Source organism: Ottowia sp., assembly GCF_047975795.1.
Taxonomy (GTDB): domain Bacteria; phylum Pseudomonadota; class Gammaproteobacteria; order Burkholderiales; family Burkholderiaceae_C; genus Ottowia.
This window is the reverse complement of the sequence record NZ_JBKEEE010000028.1, coordinates 1-20,107: the sequence shown is the minus strand read 5'-3', so window position 1 is coordinate 20,107 and position 20,107 is coordinate 1. Positions and strand designations below refer to the sequence as shown.

The 20,107-nt window shown below is 60.6% G+C and carries 15 protein-coding genes and 1 pseudogene; 4 read left to right on the top strand and 12 right to left on the bottom strand.

From position 1 onward, the window contains the following. Window positions 1-59: 59 nt before the first annotated feature. From ACK5NW_RS03985 to ACK5NW_RS03935, 11 genes are all read right to left on the bottom strand, one after another. Complete coding sequence (locus tag ACK5NW_RS03985) at window positions 60-956, bottom strand: transporter substrate-binding domain-containing protein (protein WP_416925270.1); 897 nt, start codon at window positions 954-956, stop codon at window positions 60-62. Window positions 957-1,028: 72 nt separating this feature from the next. After that, window positions 1,029-1,898: a 50S ribosomal protein L3 N(5)-glutamine methyltransferase gene (gene prmB / locus ACK5NW_RS03980; protein WP_416925268.1), complete on the bottom strand. Its 870-nt coding sequence runs from the start codon at window positions 1,896-1,898 to the stop codon at window positions 1,029-1,031. 18 nt (window positions 1,899-1,916) lie between these two features. Next, the gene (gene dapE, locus ACK5NW_RS03975; protein ID WP_416925266.1) at window positions 1,917-3,092 is read right to left on the bottom strand and encodes a succinyl-diaminopimelate desuccinylase; all 1,176 of its coding nucleotides are present in this window, start codon (window positions 3,090-3,092) and stop codon (window positions 1,917-1,919) included. 8 nt (window positions 3,093-3,100) lie between these two features. After that, window positions 3,101-4,390, bottom strand: coding sequence for a PilT/PilU family type 4a pilus ATPase (locus ACK5NW_RS03970; protein ID WP_416925264.1), 1,290 nt, complete (start codon window positions 4,388-4,390; stop codon window positions 3,101-3,103). 43 nt (window positions 4,391-4,433) lie between these two features. After that, window positions 4,434-5,267, bottom strand: a complete 834-nt coding sequence (gene dapD, locus ACK5NW_RS03965) for a 2,3,4,5-tetrahydropyridine-2,6-dicarboxylate N-succinyltransferase (protein WP_416925262.1) — start codon at window positions 5,265-5,267, stop codon at window positions 4,434-4,436. Window positions 5,268-5,293: 26 nt separating this feature from the next. Beyond that, on the bottom strand, window positions 5,294-6,499 hold the full coding sequence (dapC, locus tag ACK5NW_RS03960; RefSeq protein WP_416925260.1) for a succinyldiaminopimelate transaminase: 1,206 nt from the start codon (window positions 6,497-6,499) through the stop codon (window positions 5,294-5,296). Window positions 6,500-6,736: 237 nt separating this feature from the next. After that, a complete protein-coding gene (locus tag ACK5NW_RS03955) occupies window positions 6,737-6,946 on the bottom strand; it encodes a hypothetical protein (RefSeq protein WP_416925258.1) in 210 nt (69 codons plus the stop codon). Window positions 6,947-7,041: 95 nt separating this feature from the next. After that, window positions 7,042-8,427, bottom strand: a complete 1,386-nt coding sequence (gene gorA / locus ACK5NW_RS03950) for a glutathione-disulfide reductase (RefSeq protein WP_416925256.1) — start codon at window positions 8,425-8,427, stop codon at window positions 7,042-7,044. A gap of 50 nt (window positions 8,428-8,477) precedes the next feature. Beyond that, a complete protein-coding gene (gene folD, locus ACK5NW_RS03945; RefSeq protein WP_416925254.1) occupies window positions 8,478-9,347 on the bottom strand; it encodes a bifunctional methylenetetrahydrofolate dehydrogenase/methenyltetrahydrofolate cyclohydrolase FolD in 870 nt (289 codons plus the stop codon). Window positions 9,348-9,603: 256 nt separating this feature from the next. Beyond that, entirely contained in the window at window positions 9,604-10,248 is a 645-nt protein-coding gene (locus ACK5NW_RS03940) for a response regulator transcription factor (protein ID WP_416925252.1), read from the bottom strand. Beyond that, on the bottom strand, window positions 10,245-12,731 hold the full coding sequence (locus ACK5NW_RS03935) for a PAS domain-containing sensor histidine kinase (protein WP_416925397.1): 2,487 nt from the start codon (window positions 12,729-12,731) through the stop codon (window positions 10,245-10,247). The genes ACK5NW_RS03940 and ACK5NW_RS03935 overlap by 4 nt, the downstream gene beginning before the upstream one ends. Window positions 12,732-12,991: 260 nt before the next feature. Between ACK5NW_RS03935 and aceE the strand changes: the two genes are divergently transcribed. From aceE to lpdA, 3 genes are read left to right on the top strand one after another with little or no spacing between them, the layout of a single operon-like run. Continuing rightward, the gene (gene aceE / locus ACK5NW_RS03930) at window positions 12,992-15,697 is read left to right on the top strand and encodes a pyruvate dehydrogenase (acetyl-transferring), homodimeric type (RefSeq protein ID WP_416925250.1); all 2,706 of its coding nucleotides are present in this window, start codon (window positions 12,992-12,994) and stop codon (window positions 15,695-15,697) included. Between the two features lie 15 nt (window positions 15,698-15,712). Beyond that, complete coding sequence (gene aceF / locus ACK5NW_RS03925) at window positions 15,713-17,371, top strand: dihydrolipoyllysine-residue acetyltransferase (protein ID WP_416925248.1); 1,659 nt, start codon at window positions 15,713-15,715, stop codon at window positions 17,369-17,371. A 17-nt stretch (window positions 17,372-17,388) separates the two neighbouring features. Next, a complete protein-coding gene (gene lpdA, locus ACK5NW_RS03920; protein WP_416925246.1) occupies window positions 17,389-19,230 on the top strand; it encodes a dihydrolipoyl dehydrogenase in 1,842 nt (613 codons plus the stop codon). A 235-nt stretch (window positions 19,231-19,465) separates the two neighbouring features. Here lpdA and ACK5NW_RS03915 read toward each other — a convergent pair. Further along, a pseudogene (locus ACK5NW_RS03915) lies at window positions 19,466-19,645 on the bottom strand (IS1 family transposase); the annotation flags it as partial. Between ACK5NW_RS03915 and ACK5NW_RS03910 the strand changes: the two are divergent. Continuing rightward, window positions 19,592-19,936 (top strand): hypothetical protein, encoded by a 345-nt coding sequence (locus tag ACK5NW_RS03910; RefSeq protein WP_416925245.1) that lies wholly within the window; start codon window positions 19,592-19,594, stop codon window positions 19,934-19,936. The pseudogene ACK5NW_RS03915 and the gene ACK5NW_RS03910 overlap by 54 nt on opposite strands. The last annotated feature ends 171 nt before the right edge of the window (window positions 19,937-20,107 follow it).

Here is a 20,107-nt window from a genome sequence, read left to right as displayed (position 1 = left end):
TTCAAAAATGAAACGATGAATGGCTCCAGTTTAGGGTGCTCCGCTGTAGATAGATGGAACTACAAAACGATCCAGTCGGTCACAAAGGGCACGGGGCGCCGAAAGCTGTCGTTCAGCAACTGATCGGGAAAGATATCGAGCGAGTAACCAAGCCCTGGCAGGGGCTGTTGGAACCATTGTTCATACAGCTGCCGTGCTTGGCCCTGGCGGAAAAGATTGTTCATACTGTTAATCACCAGTGTCTGAAGTTCTGGTGAGTTTTTGGGTACCACCACAGACAGCGGCTCAATTGACAAGCGTGGGCCGACTACCTTTAACTGGCCGCGCGAAGCCTTGGCTTGCTCATAAAGCCTGAGGTCATTGGATACAAACGCATCCGCCCGTCCACTCAGGACGGCCTGAGCGCCTTCGACTGTGTTGGGTACGGTGACAATGGTGAAATGATCTCCCGCTTTATTGCGGCGCTGGACAATGATCTGGGCGGTGGAGCCGTTTTCTACAGCGATACGCTGACCTTCCATTTCTGACATTAATTTACGAGGATCATTTTTTTTTACCATCATCTTGGCGCTGGCGTAGTAGTAAGCCAACCCAAAAGCCACGCGTGCACGCCGTTGTTTTGAATTGGTGGTGTCTGCGCATTCCATTTGGATACGACCATCCATGATGCGCTGCAATCCCTCTTCGGCTGTGACGGGCACAAAGTTAGCGTGCAGGACATCCAGTTGCAGATGGCCTTTAATGGAAGAGACAACAGCCCGGCACAGATCAGTGGCATAGCCCAAGGCTTGACCATCTTGACTGCGGTATGACAAAGGCGCTGCTGTGGGGCGGTAACCTATCCAGATAACGCCAGATTGCTGGATCTTGGTCAGTGCAGGATCCAGTGCGATCGCAGGCGTTGCGAATGTCAGGATGGTGCTCAGAAGGCTGATGGAAATAATGTGATGAAGCAAAACAGTTGTTAGTGACGCCGCTGGGGCTGCACTGCGAGGAAAAGGTGGTGTATATAAAGTGTTTTAAGCGTATCAGATAGTAGCCAACTCATCGTAGGTGAGCAGCAGCACCTGGTCATTGCCAGAGCTGTTGTCTAGCCAAACGGGGTTGAGGGCAGGGAAGGCCGCTTCAAAGTGTGGGCACTCGTGGCCGATTTCCAGTACCAGCACGGCATGTTCGGCCATGACGGCAGGGGCGTTTTTGAGCAGGTGGCGCACAAAGTCCATACCGTCATGGCCACCGGCCAGTGCCAGCGTGGGTTCGGCGCGGAACTCAGGCGGTAGCGTGGCCATGCTGGCGGCATTGACGTAAGGTGGGTTGCACAGGATCAAATCGTAGGGGCCGGGGCAGTGCGCCAGACCGTCGCTTTCGATCAGGTGAATGCGGCCAGCCAAGCCATGTTGATTGACGTTGATGCGGGCCACGGCCAGCGCGTCAACGCTCAGGTCGGCGGCATCCACCTGCACTTCAGGCCAGGCCAGAGCGGCCAGCACGGCCAGGCTGCCGTTGCCGGTGCATAAATCCAGCACGCGCCGAGTGCGCCCGGTTAACCACGGATCGATGCCGCCATCGGCCAGTATTTCGGCGATGAGGCTGCGGGGGATGATCGTGCGCTGATCGACATAAAACGGCACGCCTTGCAACCAAGCCTGGTGTGTGAGATAGGCCAGCGGTTGGCGTGAGGTGATGCGCGCTTGCAAAAGCGCGGCTGCCTGCTTCTTTTGAGCCTGCGTCAGAGGCTGGTTGGCGACATCATCTAAAGCCGTATCCAGCGGCAAACCGAGTGCGTGCAGCACCAGCCAGGCGGCTTCGTCGTGGGCGTTGGTGGTGCCGTGACCAAAGCTGACGCCCGCATCTGTCAGCGCTTGCTGGGTGTGCTGCACCAGTTCTTGCAGGGTCACGGCGAGATGAGGATGAATTTACCGCACAGCGGCAGCGGCCAGATTTTCCAGCACGCGGCGGTAGATGTTTTTGAGCGGCTCGATGTCGGCCAGCGCAATGTGTTCGTCGATCTTGTGGATGCTGGCGTTGGGTGGCCCCAACTCGATCACCTGGGGACAAATCTGGGCAATAAAACGGCCGTCGCTGGTGCCGCCGGTGGTGGACAGTTCCGTTTGCAGCCCGGTTTCGGCATGGATGGCCGCCTGCGCCGCTGTCACCAGATCACCAGGTGGGGTAAGAAAGGGCAGGCCGCTCAGCGTCCACTTCAACTCGTAATCGAGTTGGTGTTTTTGCAGCACAGCTTCGACGCGCGATTGCAGCGACGCTGGGCTGGATTCGGTGGAAAAGCGAAAGTTGAAATCAACCACCACCTGTCCCGGAATGATGTTGCTGGCCCCGGTGCCGCCGTGGATGTTGCTGGTCTGCCAACTGGTCGGCGGGAAGAAATCGTTGCCGTGATCCCACTCCATGGCCGTCAGCTCGGCCAGCGCGGGAGCCAACTGGTGGATGGGGTTGCGCGCCAGATGCGGGTAGGCGATGTGGCCTTGAATGCCGCGCACCGTGAGCTGGCCCGATAGGCTGCCGCGGCGGCCGTTTTTCACCATGTCGCCCGTGCGTTCAACGGCGGTGGGTTCGCCGACGATGCAGTAGTCGAGCCGCTCGCCACGGGTTTTCAGCGCCTTGCACACCACCACCGTGCCGTCGGTGGCCGGGCCTTCCTCGTCGCTGGTGAGCAAGAAGGCGATGTTCAGCGGTGCTTTTGGATAGGTGGCCAGAAACTCCTGCACCGCCACCACGAAGGCGGCGATGGAGGTTTTCATGTCGCTGCTGCCGCGGCCGTAGAGCTTGCCGTCGCGCTCGGTCGGGGTGAACGGATCGCTGGCCCATTCGGCCAGCGGACCGGTGGGCACCACGTCGGTGTGGCCTGCAAAAACTATGGTTTTAATAGCTTTTTGTACAGGTGTATCAAGCGTTGCAAGCCGTTTTGACCATAAATTTTGCACCCGGAAATCGCCCGGGCCACTGTCGATGCGTTCGCTCACGAAACCCAATGGAGCCAAATGTTCGGCAATCAGATCAAGGCAACCCGCGTCTTGTGGCGTGACCGAGGCGCGGGCAATCAGGGCTTCGGCCAGGCGGCGTGTGGGGGACATGGGTGCTGTCAGAGATCGCCCACGCGCGAATCAGCCATGCTGCCGACTTTGGATTCTGTGAAGCTCGAATTTCTAAAGCCGCTATGGCCAAATTTTGAACTGCCAAAGCCGCTTTGGTGCACGTCGAGCGAAATTTCGGTAAATGATGCCTCGTCTGTTGCGACTCCTTCGTCGCTGATTTGTCCTTTGTTGTCGGCTTTATAGCGTGTTACATCATTTTGCAAACGCCACAGCAAGTTGGTGGGCGAATCGGCATGGGTCAAACCCTCGTTGCGCTCGATCTGACCAGCGACGATCAGGCGTGCCAGATCTTCCTCAAAGGTTTGCGAGCCTTCGGCGATGGAGTTGTCCATGGCGTCTTTCACGCCAGTGAAATCGCTTTTCTCGATCAACTCAGCCACCAGCTTGGTGTTGAGCATCACCTCGACAGCGGGGACACGCCCGCCATCCACAGTGCGCACCAGGCGCTGCGACACGATGGCTTTCAGCGCGGACGACAAGTCGCCCAGCAGGGTGGGGCGCACTTCTACCGGGTAGAAGCTCAGTACGCGGTTGAGTGCCTGATAGCTGTTGTTGGCATGCAGCGTGGCCAGGCACAGGTGACCCGACTGGGCGTAGGCGATGGCGGCGGTCATGGTCTCGCGGTCGCGTATTTCGCCAATCATGATGACGTCGGGGGCCTGGCGCAGGGCGTTTTTCAGGCCTACCGCCAAGGTGTTGGTGTCGGAGCCGACTTCGCGCTGGTTGATCACCGATTTGCGGTTGGTGAACACGTATTCGATCGGGTCCTCAATCGTCAGGATGTGGCCGGTGGCGTTGTGGTTGCGATGGTCCAGCATGGACGCCAGTGTGGTCGATTTGCCCGCACCGGTGGCACCCACCATCAAAATCAAACCGCGCTTTTCCATCACCAGCCGGGTCAAGATGGAGGGCAGGTGCAGCGTATCGAGTGTGGGGATGTCCGGGCTGATGAAGCGAATCACTGCCGCATACGTGCCGCGCTGGCGCATGGCTGACAGGCGGAAGTTGCCCACGCCGTACATGGGCAAGGCCATGTTCAGCTCGCCGGTTTCCTTCAACTCCTCGATGCGGTTGGGCGGCAGCATGTCTTCGAGCAGATTGAGCGTGGCATCAGGCGGCAGCGGCTGGTTGTTGATGGGGAAATACTGCCCGTTGATCTTGATGGTGGCCGGCGCATGGGCCGACAAATAGACGTCAGAGGCTTTTTTGTCGGCCATCAGGCGCAGCATGCGCTCGAGCATGGATGCGGGCAAAGCGGCGGGTCTGGTGGTGGTCATGGCATTGATCCGTCAAGTCAAATGAGGGCGGGCTGAGGGCTGTTCAGGGGCGCAGCAAATCGTTGATGCTGGTTTTAGAGCGCGTTTGTGCGTCCACGGTTTTCACGATGACGGCGCAGTACAGGCTATACGGTTGGCCATTGGCGGCGGTTTTGGGCAAGTTGCCGCTGACCACCACACTGCCCGCAGGCACGCGGCCAAAGCTGGTTTCGCCCGTGGCGCGGTTGAAGATGGGGGTGCTCTGGCCGATGTAAACACCCATACCCAGCACCGAGTTTTCTTCCACGATCACGCCCTCAACCACTTCGGAGCGTGCGCCGATGAAGCAGTTGTCTTCAATGATGGTGGGGTTGGCCTGCAACGGCTCCAGCACGCCGCCCAAGCCCACGCCACCCGACAGGTGTACGTTCTTGCCCACTTGTGCGCAACTGCCCACGGTGGCCCATGTGTCGACCATGGTGCCTTCGTCCACATAGGCACCGATGTTGACGTAGCTGGGCATCAGCACTGCGCCTTTGCCAATAAAGCTGCCATGTCGCGCCACGGCAGGCGGCACCACACGCACGCCACTGGCGCGCATGGTGTCGTCGTCCAGTTGGGCGAATTTGGTGGGGACTTTGTCAAAAAAACCCAGATCGCCAGCGCGGATAAATTCGTTGTCTTTCAGGCGGAACGACAGCAGCACCGCTTTCTTGATCCACTGATGCACTGTCCATTGACCTATGCCTTCGCGCGTGGCCACGCGTAGGCGACCTGCGTTCAGATCTGCAATCACGTGCTCTACGGCGTCGGCCACTTCCTTTGGGGCGGCGGTGGTGGAAATGCTGGCGCGGTTGTCCCAGGCGGTGTCGATGATGTGTTGCAGTTGCTGGCTCATGGGTGTTTTAAAAATGATCAGAAAAATCAGGAGGTGAATTGGATGAACTGGACGATGCGCTGGGCGGCTTGCACACACTCCGCAGGCTCGGCCACCAGGGCCATGCGCACCCGGCCCTGACCGGGGTTGGCACCGCCTGCCTCGCGCGCCAGATAGCTGCCGGGCAAAACCGAGACATTGTATTGAGCCAGTAACTCGCGTGCGAAGTCGGTGTCGCTGCCATTGCACACTTTGGGCACGCCAGCCCAAAGGTAAAAAGCCGCATCGGGCAGCCTGACGTCCATCACCGGCTCCAGCAAAGGGATGACTTTGCTGAATTTTTCACGGTAAAGCTGGCGGCTGTGTTCCACGTGCGCCTCATCGCCCCAGGCAGCGATGCTGGCGGCTTGCACGACCGGACTCATGGCGCTGCCGTGGTAAGTGCGGTAATGCAAAAAGGGCTGAATCAAATCGGCATCGCCCGCCACAAAGCCCGATCGCATGCCCGGCACGTTGCTGCGCTTGGACAGGCTGGTCAGCATGATGAGCCTCTTGAAGTCGCTGCGCCCCAGTTGGGCTGCAGCTTCCAGGCCGCCCAGTGGCGGCTCGTCACGGAAATAAATTTCGCTGTAGCACTCGTCCGAGGCGATGACGAAGCCGTAGCGGTCGCTTAATTCAAACAGCAGTTGCCATTCGGCCAGCGGCATCACCGCGCCGGTGGGATTGCCGGGCGAACACACATACACCAGTTGCGTGCGCTGCCACACGCCGTCAGGCACCTGATCCCAGCGCGGTGCAAAGTTGCGCGCCGGATCGCTGGCCACGTAGTGTGTTTGTGCACCCGCCAGCAAAGCCGCGCCTTCATAGATTTGATAGAACGGGTTGGGGCAGACCACGGTGGCACCCGCGCGCGTAGGGTCAATCACGGTTTGGGCCAGCGCAAACAAGGCTTCGCGCGTTCCCAGTACAGGCAGCACCTGGGTGCTGGGGTTGAGCATGACGCCGTAGCGCCGTGTCAGCCAGTCGGCGCAGGCTTGGCGCAACTGGGGCGATCCCGCTGTGGGCGGGTAACCCGCCAGTCCGGTTGGTAACTCGGCCGCCAGTGCGTCTTGAATGAACTGGGGTGTAGGGTGCCTGGGTTCGCCAATGCCCAAACTGATGGGGCGTAACTGGGGATTGGGCGTGACGTTTTCCACCAGCTTGCGCAGGCGCTCGAACGGGTAAGGGTGGAGCTTGGACAGCAGGGGATTCATGGGGCCAAATTATCGCGTGCGGGCGCTAAGAAGTACGGGCGAGGTGGGTATCGTGGACAACAACCGCCACCTGCGTCACGTATTGCACGCCAAAGCTACTACGTGACGACGCATGAATACGCAGGCGACCATGACGACTATGCATGCTTGGGGAAATGAACTGCTGGTGGGGCTGCGAGTGCTGCTTAACGTGGCGGACAATTGAGGCATGGGTTCAGCGTGATGGCGCTGCAGATTTCACGCGTCTTTTGCACGAGCGATTGCCAGGGCGACCGCAGCCAGCAGCTCAGTTACCACGGCCAAAAGGATGCCGGGACCGACGTGTCCAGCCCACAACTCACCCAGGCCCAGCGTGGCCAGAACGAGGCAAAACAGGACCACGCCGTTGATGATGGCTTGCCGACTGGCCGATGGCGTAGTGCAAACCGTTTCAAAACGAAGCGTCATGAATAGAAAGAAGAGCAGTTTCTTGGGTGAATCAGCAGGCTTTGGCGCGACGGTTCTCAGTTGTCAACACGGGTGATTGAACATCACCGGTTGATTTAGCGTCGCGCGATTTGTCTGAGCGTGACGAACTCTTCCGCACTGGTGGGATGCACGCCGATGGTGGCGTCAAACTGCGCTTTGGTCGCGCCGCATTGCAAGGCCACGGCAAAGCCTTGCACGATTTCGCCCGCATCGGCTCCCACCATGTGCAGGCCAACCACGCGCTCAGAGGCGTCGTCCACGATCAGCTTGACCAAGGTGCGTTCGGTGCTGCCGGACAAGGTGTGCTTGAGCGGTTTGAAGTCACTGCGATAGACGCGGATGGCTCCAAAGCGCTCGCGCGCCTGGCCTTCAGTCAGCCCCACGGTGCCCACGGGCGGGTGGGTGAACACGGCGGTGGGGATGTGGTCGTAATGCATTTGCCGGGCCTGCTCGCCGGGTGCGGGGCCGAACAGGTGATCGACCAGCGCCATGGCTTCGGCCAGCGCCACGGGGGTAAGTTCTTTGCGGCCCACCACGTCGCCCAGGGCGTAAACGCCGGGCACGCTGGTGGCAAAGTGTTGGTTGATTTCAATGGTGCCGTTTTTGCCTTGCCGAATGCCCACGTCGGCCAGCCCCAGATCGGCCACGTTCGGCTGACGGCCCGTGGCGTACAGCACCACGTTGGCGCTCAAGGTGTGGCCGTCGCTCAAGTGCACGCGGCGGTCAGAGCCGTCGGCTTCAATATGGGCTACATCAGTGCGAACACGCACGTCCAGGCCGTGCTTGCGCAGTTCATCAGCCACGAAATCGCGCACCTCGTCGTCAAAGCCGCGCAGAATTTGCTCGCCGCGGTAAACCAGTGTGACCTCAGCGCCCAGCCCTTGGAAGATGCTGGCCATTTCGCAGCCGATGTAGCCGCCGCCCACCACCACCAGGCGGCGCGGAAATTCAGGCAGGTCGAACATGTCATCCGACGTGACCACCAGTTCGCGTCCCGCGACTTCGGGCACAAACGGTCGCCCGCCCGTGGCGATCAGCACATGGCGTGCACTCAGGCGCTGCTGCTGGCCGTCAGACGCGGTGACTTGCACCGTGCGCGTGTCCAGCAGGCGGCCATGACCGTGCAAGCGTGTGACCTGGGCGCTACTCATCAACCCCTCATAAATGCCGTTCAGGCGGCTGATTTCCTGCGCGCGGGCGGTTTTCAGGGCAGGCCAGTTGAGTGTGGGCGTGTCCACCAGTTGCCAGCCAAAGCCCCGGCTTTCATCAAAGCCTTCTGCGTAATGGGCGGCGGTGCTGTACAGCTTTTTGGGGATGCAGCCGACGTTGACGCAGGTGCCGCCCATGGCACTGCTTTCCACCAGCGCCACGCGTGCGCCGCGTTGGGCCGCAAAGCGTGCAGCACGCACACCGCCTGAGCCGCCGCCAATAACGCAAAGGTCAAAATCGTGGGTGGACATGCTTGATCTGCGCGGTGATGGGCTGGGTTGGACTGGTGGGCTGGAGTATTTCAGCCCTTGATATGTTCTGCCGCTTCAATGGTGTTGACCAGCAGCATGGCGCGGGTCATGGGGCCGACGCCGCCAGGCACGGGGGCGATCCAGCCAGCGATGGCTTTGACGCCTTCAAAATCGACGTCGCCGCACAGTTTGCCCGCGCCTTCTTCGCCTTCAGGGATGCGGTTCATGCCCACGTCGATCACCACCGCACCGGGTTTCACCATGTCGGCCGTGAGCACCTTGCGCTTGCCCACGGCAGCAACCACCACATCGGCTTGCAGGGTTTGCGCCTTCAAGTCGCGCGTGCCGCTGTGGCAGACGGTGACGGTGGCGTTGGCTGCCAGCATCATCATGGCCATGGGCTTGCCGACGATGTTGCTGCGGCCAATGACGACGGCGTGCAGGCCTTTCAGATCGCCCCAGCCGATGGATTCGAGCATTTTCATGCAGCCGTAGGGCGTGCAGGGGCGAAAGCCGGGCTGGCCGGTCATCAGCGCGCCAGCACTGGCGACGTGAAAGCCGTCCACGTCTTTTTCAGGCGCAATGGTTTCGATGACGCGGCTGCTGTCCATGTGCTGCGGCAGCGGCAGTTGCACCAGAATGCCGTGTACGCTGGCATCGGTGTTGAGCTGGGCGATGCGGGCCAGCAACGTGGCTTCAGTCATGTCCGCCGGGTAACGCTCCAGCGTGGCTTTGAGGCCGGTTTGCTCGCTGTCGGCGACTTTGTTGCGCACATAAACCTGGCTGGCCGGGTCTTCGCCCACCAGAATCACGGCCAAGTGCGGTTCAATGCCGCGGGCTTTCAGCGCCTGCACGCGGTGGGCCACGTCGGCACGTACCTGGCGGGCTAGGGCGTTGCCGTCGATCAGTTGGGCTGTCATGAGTTTTGTGACTAAAAAGTGGCGTTAACGCAGATCCATCAAGCGCTAACAGCTATTAAAAGGTGAGCTTCAGGATTTTGGAGCGTGTTCAAAGTCTCAGCGTGAGGGGAGTGGGATGCGGATCGGGATGGGCTGCAAGGCGCAAACCGCAGCGATACCTGGCGGTATCGCGAGGATTTGCAACGCAGCAGACCGCCCGGGGCCGCGCCCACACACCCACGCAGAGACTTTGAACACGCTCTTAGGCCGCAGCATTTCAAAGTGGCGAAGCTGCCGTGTCTTGCGGGGCGTTCTGGCCCAGGGCAATCTTCAGCAGATCGGCCACGGTGTTGGCACCCAGTTTTTCCATGATGTTGGCGCGGTGGGCCTCCACCGTTTTGATGCTGATGCCCAGATCGTCGGCAATCTGCTTGTTCAGGCGGCCCGCCACAATGCGGCCCAGCACCTGGGTTTCGCGGGCAGTGAGCTTGGCCAGTAGCGCATCGCGGCTGGCCGCTTGCTGGGCGTCGGCAAAGCTGGTGCGCGCCTGCTCCAGCATGCGCTCGACCAGGGGCACGAGCTGCTCTTCCTTGAATGGTTTTTGGATGAAATCCATCGCGCCTTTTTTCATGGTGCTGACGGCCAGGGGCACTTCGCCATGGCCGGTGATGAAGGCGATTGGCAGCAGGGACTTTTGTTCGATCAGCTTGTCTTGCAGCTCCAGCCCGCTCATGCCGTCCATGCGGATGTCGACGATCATGCAAGCGACTTCGCGCGGGTCGTAGCGCGACAAAAAAGCCTCGGCCGATTCAAAGCAACGCACGCGAAAGTCTTGGCCTTCAAGCAGCCACTGAAGGGAGTCGCGCACGGCTTCGTCGTCGTCAACCACGTAGATCGTGCCGCGCTTAGGGATCAGGCTCATGGGTTTGCTACCTTGCTGCTGTGGTCTGACTTGTCGTCATCCGTGTTGATACTGGGGCCGACTGGAATCCAGAAGCTGAACCGGCAGCCAACCACGCTGTCGGCATTGTAAAGATTGTCGGCTTCGATGCGCCCCTGGTGCGCTTCGACGATGGATCGGCACAGGTTCAGACCAATGCCCAGCCCTTCGTTTTTGGTGGAGAAAAAGGCTTCGTAAAGGCGGCGCTGCACTTCGGGCGGCAGGCCGCGGCCGGTGTCGGTGACGGCGAACTGAACCGCAGGCATGCCATCAATATCGCGCTGGGTTACGCGCAGATCGACGGTGCGGTTGCCGGGCGCACGCCGGGCAGTGTCGATCGATTCGGCGCTGTTTTTGATCAGGTTGATCAGCACTTGCTCGATCAGGATGGGATCGACGTGCAGGGCGGGCAAGTCGCGTGCGAGATGGTGGGTCAGCCGCACCTGACGGCGGCGCAGCTCGATGTCGGCCAGCTCCAGCACCTGCTCGACGATGACGGCAATGTCGGCCCATTCGCGGCGCGGCTCGCTGCGCCGCACAAAGCTGCGGATGTGCTGCACCACTTGTCCGGCTCGTTGCGCCTGGCGGGCGGTTTTTTCCAGTGCGCCCAGCAAAGCATCCTCGCTGATCTGGCCACTGCGAATGCGCGAGATCATGCCGGTGCAGTAATTGCTGATGGCTGTCAGCGGCTGGTTCAGCTCGTGCGCGACGCTGGAGGCCATCTCGCCCATGGTGATCAGGCGGCTGACGGTCTGGGCACGCTCGGCCTGGGCAGCGGCCATTTCCTGCGCCTGATGGCGCGCGGTGATGTCAGTGGCAATCACCATTTGGGCCAGGCGACCGTCGACCCAGTTGAGGTAGCGCGAGCGCACTTCCAGCCATTTGCCCAGGCGCTCTATGTAGACCTCGGACTGGTCGGCTGCCAGCGTGCTGGACAGGCTGTCCAGCGGCAGCCCCGCGAATGAGTCGATGGTGTCCAGGCTTTCGTCTGAAGCTGCCACTTCCAGCGTGCCCGCGCGCGCCACCAGCTTCAGGTGGCCATCGGTGGTGCCCCCAAACCATTGGCGGTACAGCCGGTTGGCGAACAGCAGTTCGATGCTGCCTAAAGGGGCCACCGACACCGAGGCGTCCAGCGCTTCCAGCACGGTGGTAAATCGTTCGTACGAGGCTGACAGTTGCTGGCGCACGCGGTTGGGTTCGGTGATGTCGGTCATCGATGCCATCCAGCCGCTTTGCTTGCCGGTGGCGTCGATCAAGGGCGAAACGTACAGGCGCGCATCAAACAAAGTGCCGTCTTTGCGCTTGACCCGCATCTGAAAGCCGGTGGGGTCGGCAGCGCCGCCCAGCTCTTCATTCAGGCGGGTGGACAGCTCGTCGCGGTCTTCGGCAGGCCAGTACGTAAAGGGTTCGGACTGGCCCAGAAGTTCGGCCTCGCTCCAGCCTGTCATCTGGCAGAACGCGGGGTTGACGTAGCTGATGCGGCCTTTCAAATCCAGTGCCCGCATGCCGGTGAGGACCGAATTTTCCATCGCGCGGCGAAAACTGGTTTCGGTCTGCAAGGCCAATTGGGCTTGCTGGCGGCGCTGGGTCTGGCGCCAGTTGGCCATCAGCATCCAGCCGGTCATGACGGCCAGCACGACCACCAGCCAGATCAGCGTGCTGCCCAGCACGCCTTGCGATGTGCGCCACGCCTGCGCGCGCAGGATCAAACCATTGCCAACCGGAGAAACGGGGGCATCGAACGTGTTGACCTTGTCGGCCCAGGCCAGTTGCGCGGTCAGGCCGATGCGCTCAGGAATGGTTTGGCCAGCCAGCAGTTGCCCCTTGCTGTCGAGCAGTGCCGTAGCGTACTTGGCCAGAATTTCAGCCGGTACGCCATAGCGCAGTAAAGCGTCTATCGAATATTCGGCCAGCAACTCACCGGCAAATTTGCCTTGCAGCACGATAGGCACATGCAGTTGCAGGCGCGGATCTGTGTTTTTGACGGCAATGGGTTGGGAATACACGGGCTGCAAAAGATCGCTGGCCAAGCGGTAACCGGCCTCTAGGTCATTGGCGTTCAATGCCTGGCTGTTGACCCATTCGGGTTGCGGGTAAGTCGCCGGTGAAGCTTCGGCAGCGAGCACGTGGCGCTGCATGTCGATCCATCCCAGAGCCTGAAGCTCGGGGTATTGCGCCACCATGGTTTCGGCTCGCACTCGAAATTGGCCAGTGCCTACGTCCTGATTGGCAATGTCGCGCGCCAGACGCATCAGTTGTTCTTGCCGCTCCAGCAAACGCAGGCGCAGGCGCTGCTGGCTGTACTCCACATCGCGCTTGACGGCTTCTTGCTCGCGGCGCACCTCTTCCATGCGCAGATAAGCAAACGCCGCCACGATGGCCGCCAGAAACAGCGCAACAGCTGCCAGCGGGGCCAGATGTACCCACCGCTCGCGCCCTGACGTCGGCAACGCACCACCCAACAAAGGGTGCTGCTGCGGATTGGAAACTGTGCTCTCGGTCAAAGGAAATACAAAGCCCACGGATAAAAGACCGAGTGTAGAACGGGGGCAGATAACGCGTGCGCGCGCCGTGCATGCGGCGTGGTTCAATCAAAATGGCAGGTGATTAAAATTCATAATACAAAAAATTAAATCATTATTTGAAATAAATGACATTCTGTGGGATGATGCACAGTGATCGGTCACAATGGCCTTCATTACTAAACCAAGAGGAGACAAAAAAGATGTCCGCAGAGTCGCAAATACCGGCCAGTCCTGATGTCGATGCGCAGGAAACCCGCGAATGGAAAGATGCACTGGCCGCCGTGATTCAAAACGAAGGCCCCGAGCGTGCGCATTACCTGCTTGAACAGTTGCTGGAACACGCCCGCCAGCATTCCATTGATCTGCCGTTTTCAGCTACCACCGGCTACGTGAACACGCTGGAGCCTGACCAGGAAGAGCGCTGCCCTGGCAATATCGAGATGGAAGAGCGTCTGCGCGCTTACATGCGCTGGAACGCCATGGCCATGGTGGTCAAGGCCAACCGCCTCAATCCTGATGACGGTGGTGATCTGGGGGGACACATTGGCTCATTTGCCTCGCTGGCGCACATGTTTGGCGCGGGTTTCAACCACTTCTGGCACGCCGAGAGCGAGAACCACGGCGGTGACTGCCTCTACATTCAAGGCCACAGCGCGCCCGGCGTGTATGCGCGTGCTTATCTGGAAGGCCGTTTGACCGAAGAGCAGTTGCTCAACTTCCGGCAAGAGGTCGATGGCAAGGGCATTTCCAGCTACCCGCACCCCAAGCTGATGCCCGAGTTTTGGCAGTTTCCCACCGTGTCGATGGGCCTGGGGCCGCTGATGGCGATTTACCAGGCGCGCTTTCTCAAATACCTGCATGCGCGTGGCCTTGCCGACACCAGCCGCCGCAAGGTCTGGGCCTTCATGGGCGATGGCGAAATGGACGAACCCGAGTCGCTGGGGGCCATCAGCCTGGCCGCACGTGAAGGGCTGGACAACCTGATCTTCGTCATCAACTGCAACTTGCAGCGCCTGGACGGCCCGGTGCGCGGCAACGGCAAGATCGTGCAGGAGCTGGAGGGCGAGTTTCGCGGCTCTGGCTGGAACGTGCTGAAAGTGCTGTGGGGCAGCAACTGGGATCCGCTGTTGGCGCGCGACAAAGACGGCGCGCTGCGCGATCTGATGATGAACACGCTGGACGGCGACTACCAGAGCTTCAAGGCTAACGATGGCGCTTACGTGCGCGAGCATTTCTTTGGCCGCGACCCACGCACGCGCGAGATGGTTGCCAAGATGAGCGACGACGACATCTGGGCGCTGCGCCGCGGCGGGCATGATCCACAAAAGGTCTATGCGGCCTACCACGCAGCCGTTAACCATAAAGGCCAGCCCACGGTACTGCTGATCAAGACCATCAAGGGCTTTGGCATGGGCAAGGCGGGGCAGGGCAAGATGGCCGTGCACCAGACCAAGAAACTTGCCGATGAGGACATCAAGGAGTTTCGCGACCGCTTCAATATCCCCATTCCCGACAGCGAGTTGTCCAAGCTGCCTTTTTACAAGCCTGCCGACGACACGCCGGAGATGAAATACCTGCACGAGCGCCGCAAAGCGCTGGGTGGCTATTTGCCGCAGCGCCGCACCAAGGCGGACGAGCACTTCACCATCCCCTCGCTCGACACCTTCAAGGCCGTGCTGGAACCCACCGCCGAAGGGCGCGAAATCAGCACCACCCAGGCGTTCGTGCGCTTTCTGACGCAACTGCTGCGCGACAAGGCGTTTGGTCCGCGCGTGGTACCCATTTTGGTGGACGAAGCGCGCACTTTCGGCATGGAAGGGCTGTTCCGCCAGATCGGCATTTACAACCCCAAGGGCCAGCTTTACACCCCGGTCGATAAAGACCAGGTGATGTACTACAAGGAAGACAAGGCCGGGCAAATCCTGCAAGAAGGCATCAACGAAGCCGGCGGCATGGCCAGCTGGATTGCGGCGGCCACCAGCTACAGCACGAACAACCGCATCATGATGCCGTTTTACGTGTACTACTCCATGTTCGGCTTTCAGCGCTTTGGCGATCTGGCCTGGGCGGCGGGTGATTTGCAGGCGCGCGGCTTCTTGCTGGGCGGCACTTCGGGGCGCACCACGCTCAATGGCGAGGGCTTGCAGCACGAAGACGGCCACAGCCAGGTGCTGGCAGCCACCATTCCCAACTGCGTCAGCTACGACCCCAGCTTTGCGCATGAAATTGGCGTCATCCTGCACCACGGGCTGAAACGCATGGTGGAAAAGCAGGAAAACGTCTTCTACTACATCACGCTGCTGAACGAGAACTACCCCATGCCGGGCCTGAAAGCCGGTACCGAAGAGCAGATCATCAAAGGCATGTACCTGTGCCAGCCCGCCGACAAAACGGCCAAGGATGGCTTGCGCGTGCAACTGCTCGGCTCAGGTGTGATCTTGCGCGAATCGCTGGCCGCACAAGCGTTGTTGGCCAAAGACTGGGGCGTGCAGGCCGATGTGTGGAGCTGCCCCAGTTTTAACGAACTGGCGCGTGACGGGCAGGACGCAGACCGCTGGAATTTGCTGCACCCGACCGAAACGCCGCGCGTGCCGTTCGTGGCGCAGCAACTGGCGGGCCACGACGGCCCGGTGATTGCGTCCACTGACTACATGAAGTCGTTTGCCGAACAGGTTCGCCCCTTTGTGCCCAAAGAGCGCACCTACCGCGTGCTGGGCACCGACGGTTTTGGCCGCTCGGACTTCCGCACCAAGCTGCGCGAGCACTTCGAGGTCAATCGCCACTACATCGTGCTGGCCGCGCTGCGTTCGCTGGCCGACGAAGGCAAGCTGCCAACGGCCAAGGTGGCCGAGGCGATTGCCAAATACGGCATCAAAACCGACAAAATCAACCCGCTGTACGCCTGACGGGAGGAGACACACATGGCATTGGTAGAAGTCAAAGTCCCGGACATCGGCGACTTTTCAGAAGTGGCGGTGATCGAGGTGCTGGTCAAACCCGGCGATACCGTCAAGGTGGAACAAAGCCTGATCACGGTTGAAAGCGACAAGGCCAGCATGGAGATTCCCTCCAGTACCGCTGGCGTGGTCAAGGAACTCAAGGTCAAGCTGGGCGACAAGGTCAGCGAAGGCACGCTGGTGCTGATGCTGGAGGCAGACGGCGCTGCCGCTTCTTCTTCAACATCAAATGCGGCTCCAGCGCAGTCCACACCTGCACCATCAGCTCCCAATACTGAAGCTAAAGCGGCCCCGGAAGCTGTTGGCGCGGCTGGCCCAGTGAAGGTGCTGGTTCCCGATATCGGCGACTTCAAGGACGTCGCGGTGATTGAGGTGTTCGTCCAGCCAGGCGATGCCGTCAAAGTCGAACAAAGCCTGATCACGGTCGAAAGCGACAAGGCCAGCATGGAAATCCCGTCCAGCCACGCGGGCGTGGTCAAGGAGATGAAGGTCAAGCTGGGCGACAAGGTGAACATGGGTGATCTGCTGGCCGTGCTGGAAGGGGCGGCTGGTGCGGCCCCTGCTGCCACATCGGCTTCTGCTCCAGCCGCTCCGGCCCCTGCGCCGACCACAGCGCCCGCCAGCGCACCAGCGGCTTCCGGCACGGCCTCTGCCGCCGCGCCGCACGACCCGACCAAACCCCCAGTCGGTCTGCCCCACGCCAGCCCCTCGGTGCGCAAGTTCGCGCGCGAGCTGGGCGTGCCGCTTGATGAGGTCAAGGGCAGCGGCTCAAAAGGCCGTATCACGCAGGAAGACGTGCAGAACTTCACCAAGGCGGTGATGAGCGGCACGGCACGCACCAAAGCCCAGGGCGCAGGCGGCGTGGGCGGTGGCGTCACCGGCGGCGGCGAGCTGAACCTGATTCCGTGGCCCAAGGTGGACTTTGCCAAGTTTGGTCCCATCGAGCGCAAGGAACTCAGCCGCATCAAGAAAATCAGCGGTGCCAACCTGATGCGCAACGCGGTGATGATTCCGGCCGTCACCAACCACGACGATGCCGACATCACCGACCTGGAAGCCTTCCGCGTGGCCACCAACAAAGAGAATGAAAAGAGCGGCGTCAAGGTCACCATGCTGGCCTTTTTGATCAAGGCCAGCGTACACGCGCTGAAGAAATTCCCCGAGTTCAACAGCAGCCTGGACGGCGACGCCCTGGTCTACAAGCAGTACTGGCACATCGGCTTCGCCGCCGACACGCCCAATGGCCTGGTGGTGCCGGTGATCAAAGATGCCGACAAAAAAGGCGTGATCCAGATCAGCCAGGAAATGGGCGAGCTGGCCAAAAAAGCGCGCGACGGCAAGCTGGGCCCCGCTGACATGAGCGGTGCCACCTTCACCATCAGCAGCTTAGGGGGAATCGGCGGGCGTTACTTCACGCCGATCATCAACGCGCCTGAGGTGTCGATTCTGGGCGTGTGCCGCTCGGCCATTGAGCCGGTGTGGGACGGCAAGGCATTCCAGCCGCGCCTGATGCTGCCGCTGTCGCTGACGTGGGACCATCGCGTGATAGACGGTGCCGCTGCGGCGCGCTTCAATGCCTACCTGGGCCAATTGCTGGCGGACTTCCGCCGCGTGTTGCTGTAAACGGAGGGCTTTCAAAGATGAGTGAAGTGCAAGTCAAGGTGCCCGACATTGGCGACTTTTCCGATGTGGCCGTGATTGAGCTGCTGGTCAAACCCGGCGACACGGTGGCGGTGGAACAAAGCCTGATGACGGTTGAAAGTGACAAGGCGTCGATGGAAATCCCGTCCAGCCACGCGGGCAAGGTCAAGTCGCTGGCGATCAAGCTGGGCGACAAGGTGAGCGAAGGCTCGCTGATCCTGGTGCTGGAGGCCGCTGCCGCTGCCGCCGCTGGTTCTGAATCAAAACCTGCGCCAGCGCAGGCACAGCAAGCGCCATCAGCGCCTGTTTCAGCAGCGCAAACCGCGGCCCATGCAGCCACAGCACCGGGCAGCAGCTACACCGGCGCGTCCGATCTGGATTGCGACGTGCTGGTGCTGGGCGGCGGCCCCGGTGGTTATTCGGCCGCCTTCCGCGCCGCCGATCTGGGACTGAAGGTGGTGCTGGTCGAGCGCTACGCCACGTTGGGTGGTGTGTGCTTGAATGTGGGTTGTATCCCGTCCAAGGCGCTGCTGCACGTGGCAGCGGTGATGGACGAGGTCAGCCACATGGCCGCGCTGGGCGTCGACTTTGGCGCGCCTAAGGTTGATATTGGCAAGCTGCGTGCGCATAAAGAAAAAGTGGTCGGCAAACTGACCGGCGGCTTGGGCAGCATGGCCAAAATGCGCAAGGTCGCCACCGTGCGCGGGGTCGGCAGCTTTGTCGGCACGCACCACTTGGCGGTGGAAGAAACCAGCGGCACCGGCCAGGAAAAGACGGGCGGCAAGAAAGTGGTGCAGTTCAAGCACTGCATCATCGCTGCCGGCTCGCAGGCGGTGCGCCTGCCGTTCATGCCGGATGACCCGCGCGTGGTCGACTCCACCGGCGCGCTGGCGCTCAAAGCCGTGCCCAAGAAGATGCTGATCCTGGGCGGCGGCATCATCGGTCTGGAGATGGGCACCGTCTACAGCACGCTGGGTGCACGGCTGGACGTGGTTGAGATGCTCGACGGCTTGATGCAGGGGGCCGATCGCGATCTGGTCAAAGTGTGGCAAAAGATGAACGCACCGCGCTTTGACAACATCATGCTTAAAACCAAGACCGTGGGTGCCAAGGCCACACCGCAGGGCATCGAAGTCAGCTTTGAAGGCGAGGGCGCACCGCCGCCTCAGGCATACGACCTGGTTCTACAAGCTGTCGGCCGTAGCCCCAACGGCAACAAGATCGGTGCCGACTTGGCGGGCGTAGCCGTCACTGAGCGCGGTTTCATCAACGTCGACGTGCAGATGCGCACCAACGTGCCGCACATCTTTGCTATTGGCGACATTGTTGGCCAGCCCATGCTGGCGCACAAAGCCGTGCATGAGGCGCACGTCGCCGCTGAAGTGATTGCCGGCGAGCTGCAAGGCAATGCCGAGCTGGCGACCGCTGCCTTCAACGCCCGCGTGATCCCCAGTGTGGCCTACACCGACCCCGAAGTTGCTTGGGTGGGCCTGACCGAAGACCAGGCCAAGGCGCAGGGCATCAAGATTAAAAAAGGCGTGTTCCCGTGGTCGGCCTCAGGCCGTGCCATCGCCAATGGCCGCGACGAAGGCGTGACCAAACTGCTGTTTGACGATTCGCCAGAAGCACATGGTCACGGCAAGATTTTGGGCGGCGGCATCGTCGGCACCCACGCAGGCGACATGATCGGTGAAGTGGCCCTGGCCATTGAAATGGGTGCCGATGAAATCGACATCGGCAAAACCATCCACCCCCACCCCACGCTGGGCGAAAGCATTGGTATGACAGCGGAAGTGGCGCACGGTAGCTGCACCGATATGCCGCCGCAGCGCAAGAAGTAAAACGCTTTTTAAAGTGCTATAAAAAGGGCGGTCTCAACTCTGAAGTGCACCACCGCTGGTTGAAATTAAGAGTTAGCGGAAGTGCTGATCAGTGAATGGTAGCCTTTTGCTGCTGCCCGATGATCTGCATTGTTGGAACCGATTCAAAACTGATCAGGCGGGCCGGTTCAATTTTGACCAGGAGCCAGCACCGGTTTTTTATTTGACGATGATGCTTCTTGGCGGTCAGCTCAGGGACCAGTTTCACCAGTTCTTCAATGCTCCAAACATGATCCGTCACGTCTGCGTCCATAGCTGGCGTCACACGCAGTGACTTGTGAATACGGTAGAAGTTGTAATGCATGCAGTGCAGCGACACCGCATGTTCCAGGTTTCCCACCTTCTTGCTGAACCCGTTGGTCAGGCGCGTGAAACCCTGCTTGACCGCGAGCTGTTCATCGACGCGCTGCGCCACATGATTGAGGAGGATTTGCGCTACCTCAACCGTATGGTGGTGGAGCGGCTGAACCTGCTCATCCAGGCCAAGAGCACGGTGGCACTGGTGCAGTTTGCCGAGGGCGACCGGGTGCAGTTCACCACGTCGGAGGGCGTGGTCAAGCGTGGCGTGGTGCTGCAGCTGAACAAGAAGACCGTCAGCCTGCGCACCGAAGAAGGTCAGCACTGGAAGGTGTCGCCGGGGCTGCTGTGCAAGACGCCCGGTCAATGAGCTGCGCCGGCATGGGGCAGTAGGTTGGTCGCAGCGTTAATGGAATATACTATTAGGGAAGGTCTGCACAACCCCCGCTGCAGGGCGAGGTGACGCGTGAATGTTCACATGGCGAAACGAGCGTTGAATTTCTCATCGTTTTGCGCTGTTTTTGGTTCGCTTGACCCTGAT

Coding starts and splice junctions, on each gene's coding strand:
- aceF (WP_416925248.1), top strand. CDS start 15,713: ATGGCATTGGTAGAAGTCAAAGTCCCGGACATCGGCGACTTTTCAGAA.
- ACK5NW_RS03970 (WP_416925264.1), bottom strand. CDS start 4,390: ATGACCACCACCAGACCCGCCGCTTTGCCCGCATCCATGCTCGAGCGC.
- lpdA (WP_416925246.1), top strand. CDS start 17,389: ATGAGTGAAGTGCAAGTCAAGGTGCCCGACATTGGCGACTTTTCCGAT.
- ACK5NW_RS03910 (WP_416925245.1), top strand. CDS start 19,592: ATGTTCCAGGTTTCCCACCTTCTTGCTGAACCCGTTGGTCAGGCGCGT.
- dapE (WP_416925266.1), bottom strand. CDS start 3,092: ATGTCCCCCACACGCCGCCTGGCCGAAGCCCTGATTGCCCGCGCCTCG.
- ACK5NW_RS03940 (WP_416925252.1), bottom strand. CDS start 10,248: ATGAGCCTGATCCCTAAGCGCGGCACGATCTACGTGGTTGACGACGAC.
- folD (WP_416925254.1), bottom strand. CDS start 9,347: ATGACAGCCCAACTGATCGACGGCAACGCCCTAGCCCGCCAGGTACGT.
- gorA (WP_416925256.1), bottom strand. CDS start 8,427: ATGTCCACCCACGATTTTGACCTTTGCGTTATTGGCGGCGGCTCAGGC.
- dapC (WP_416925260.1), bottom strand. CDS start 6,499: ATGAATCCCCTGCTGTCCAAGCTCCACCCTTACCCGTTCGAGCGCCTG.
- aceE (WP_416925250.1), top strand. CDS start 12,992: ATGTCCGCAGAGTCGCAAATACCGGCCAGTCCTGATGTCGATGCGCAG.
- dapD (WP_416925262.1), bottom strand. CDS start 5,267: ATGAGCCAGCAACTGCAACACATCATCGACACCGCCTGGGACAACCGC.
- ACK5NW_RS03955 (WP_416925258.1), bottom strand. CDS start 6,946: ATGACGCTTCGTTTTGAAACGGTTTGCACTACGCCATCGGCCAGTCGG.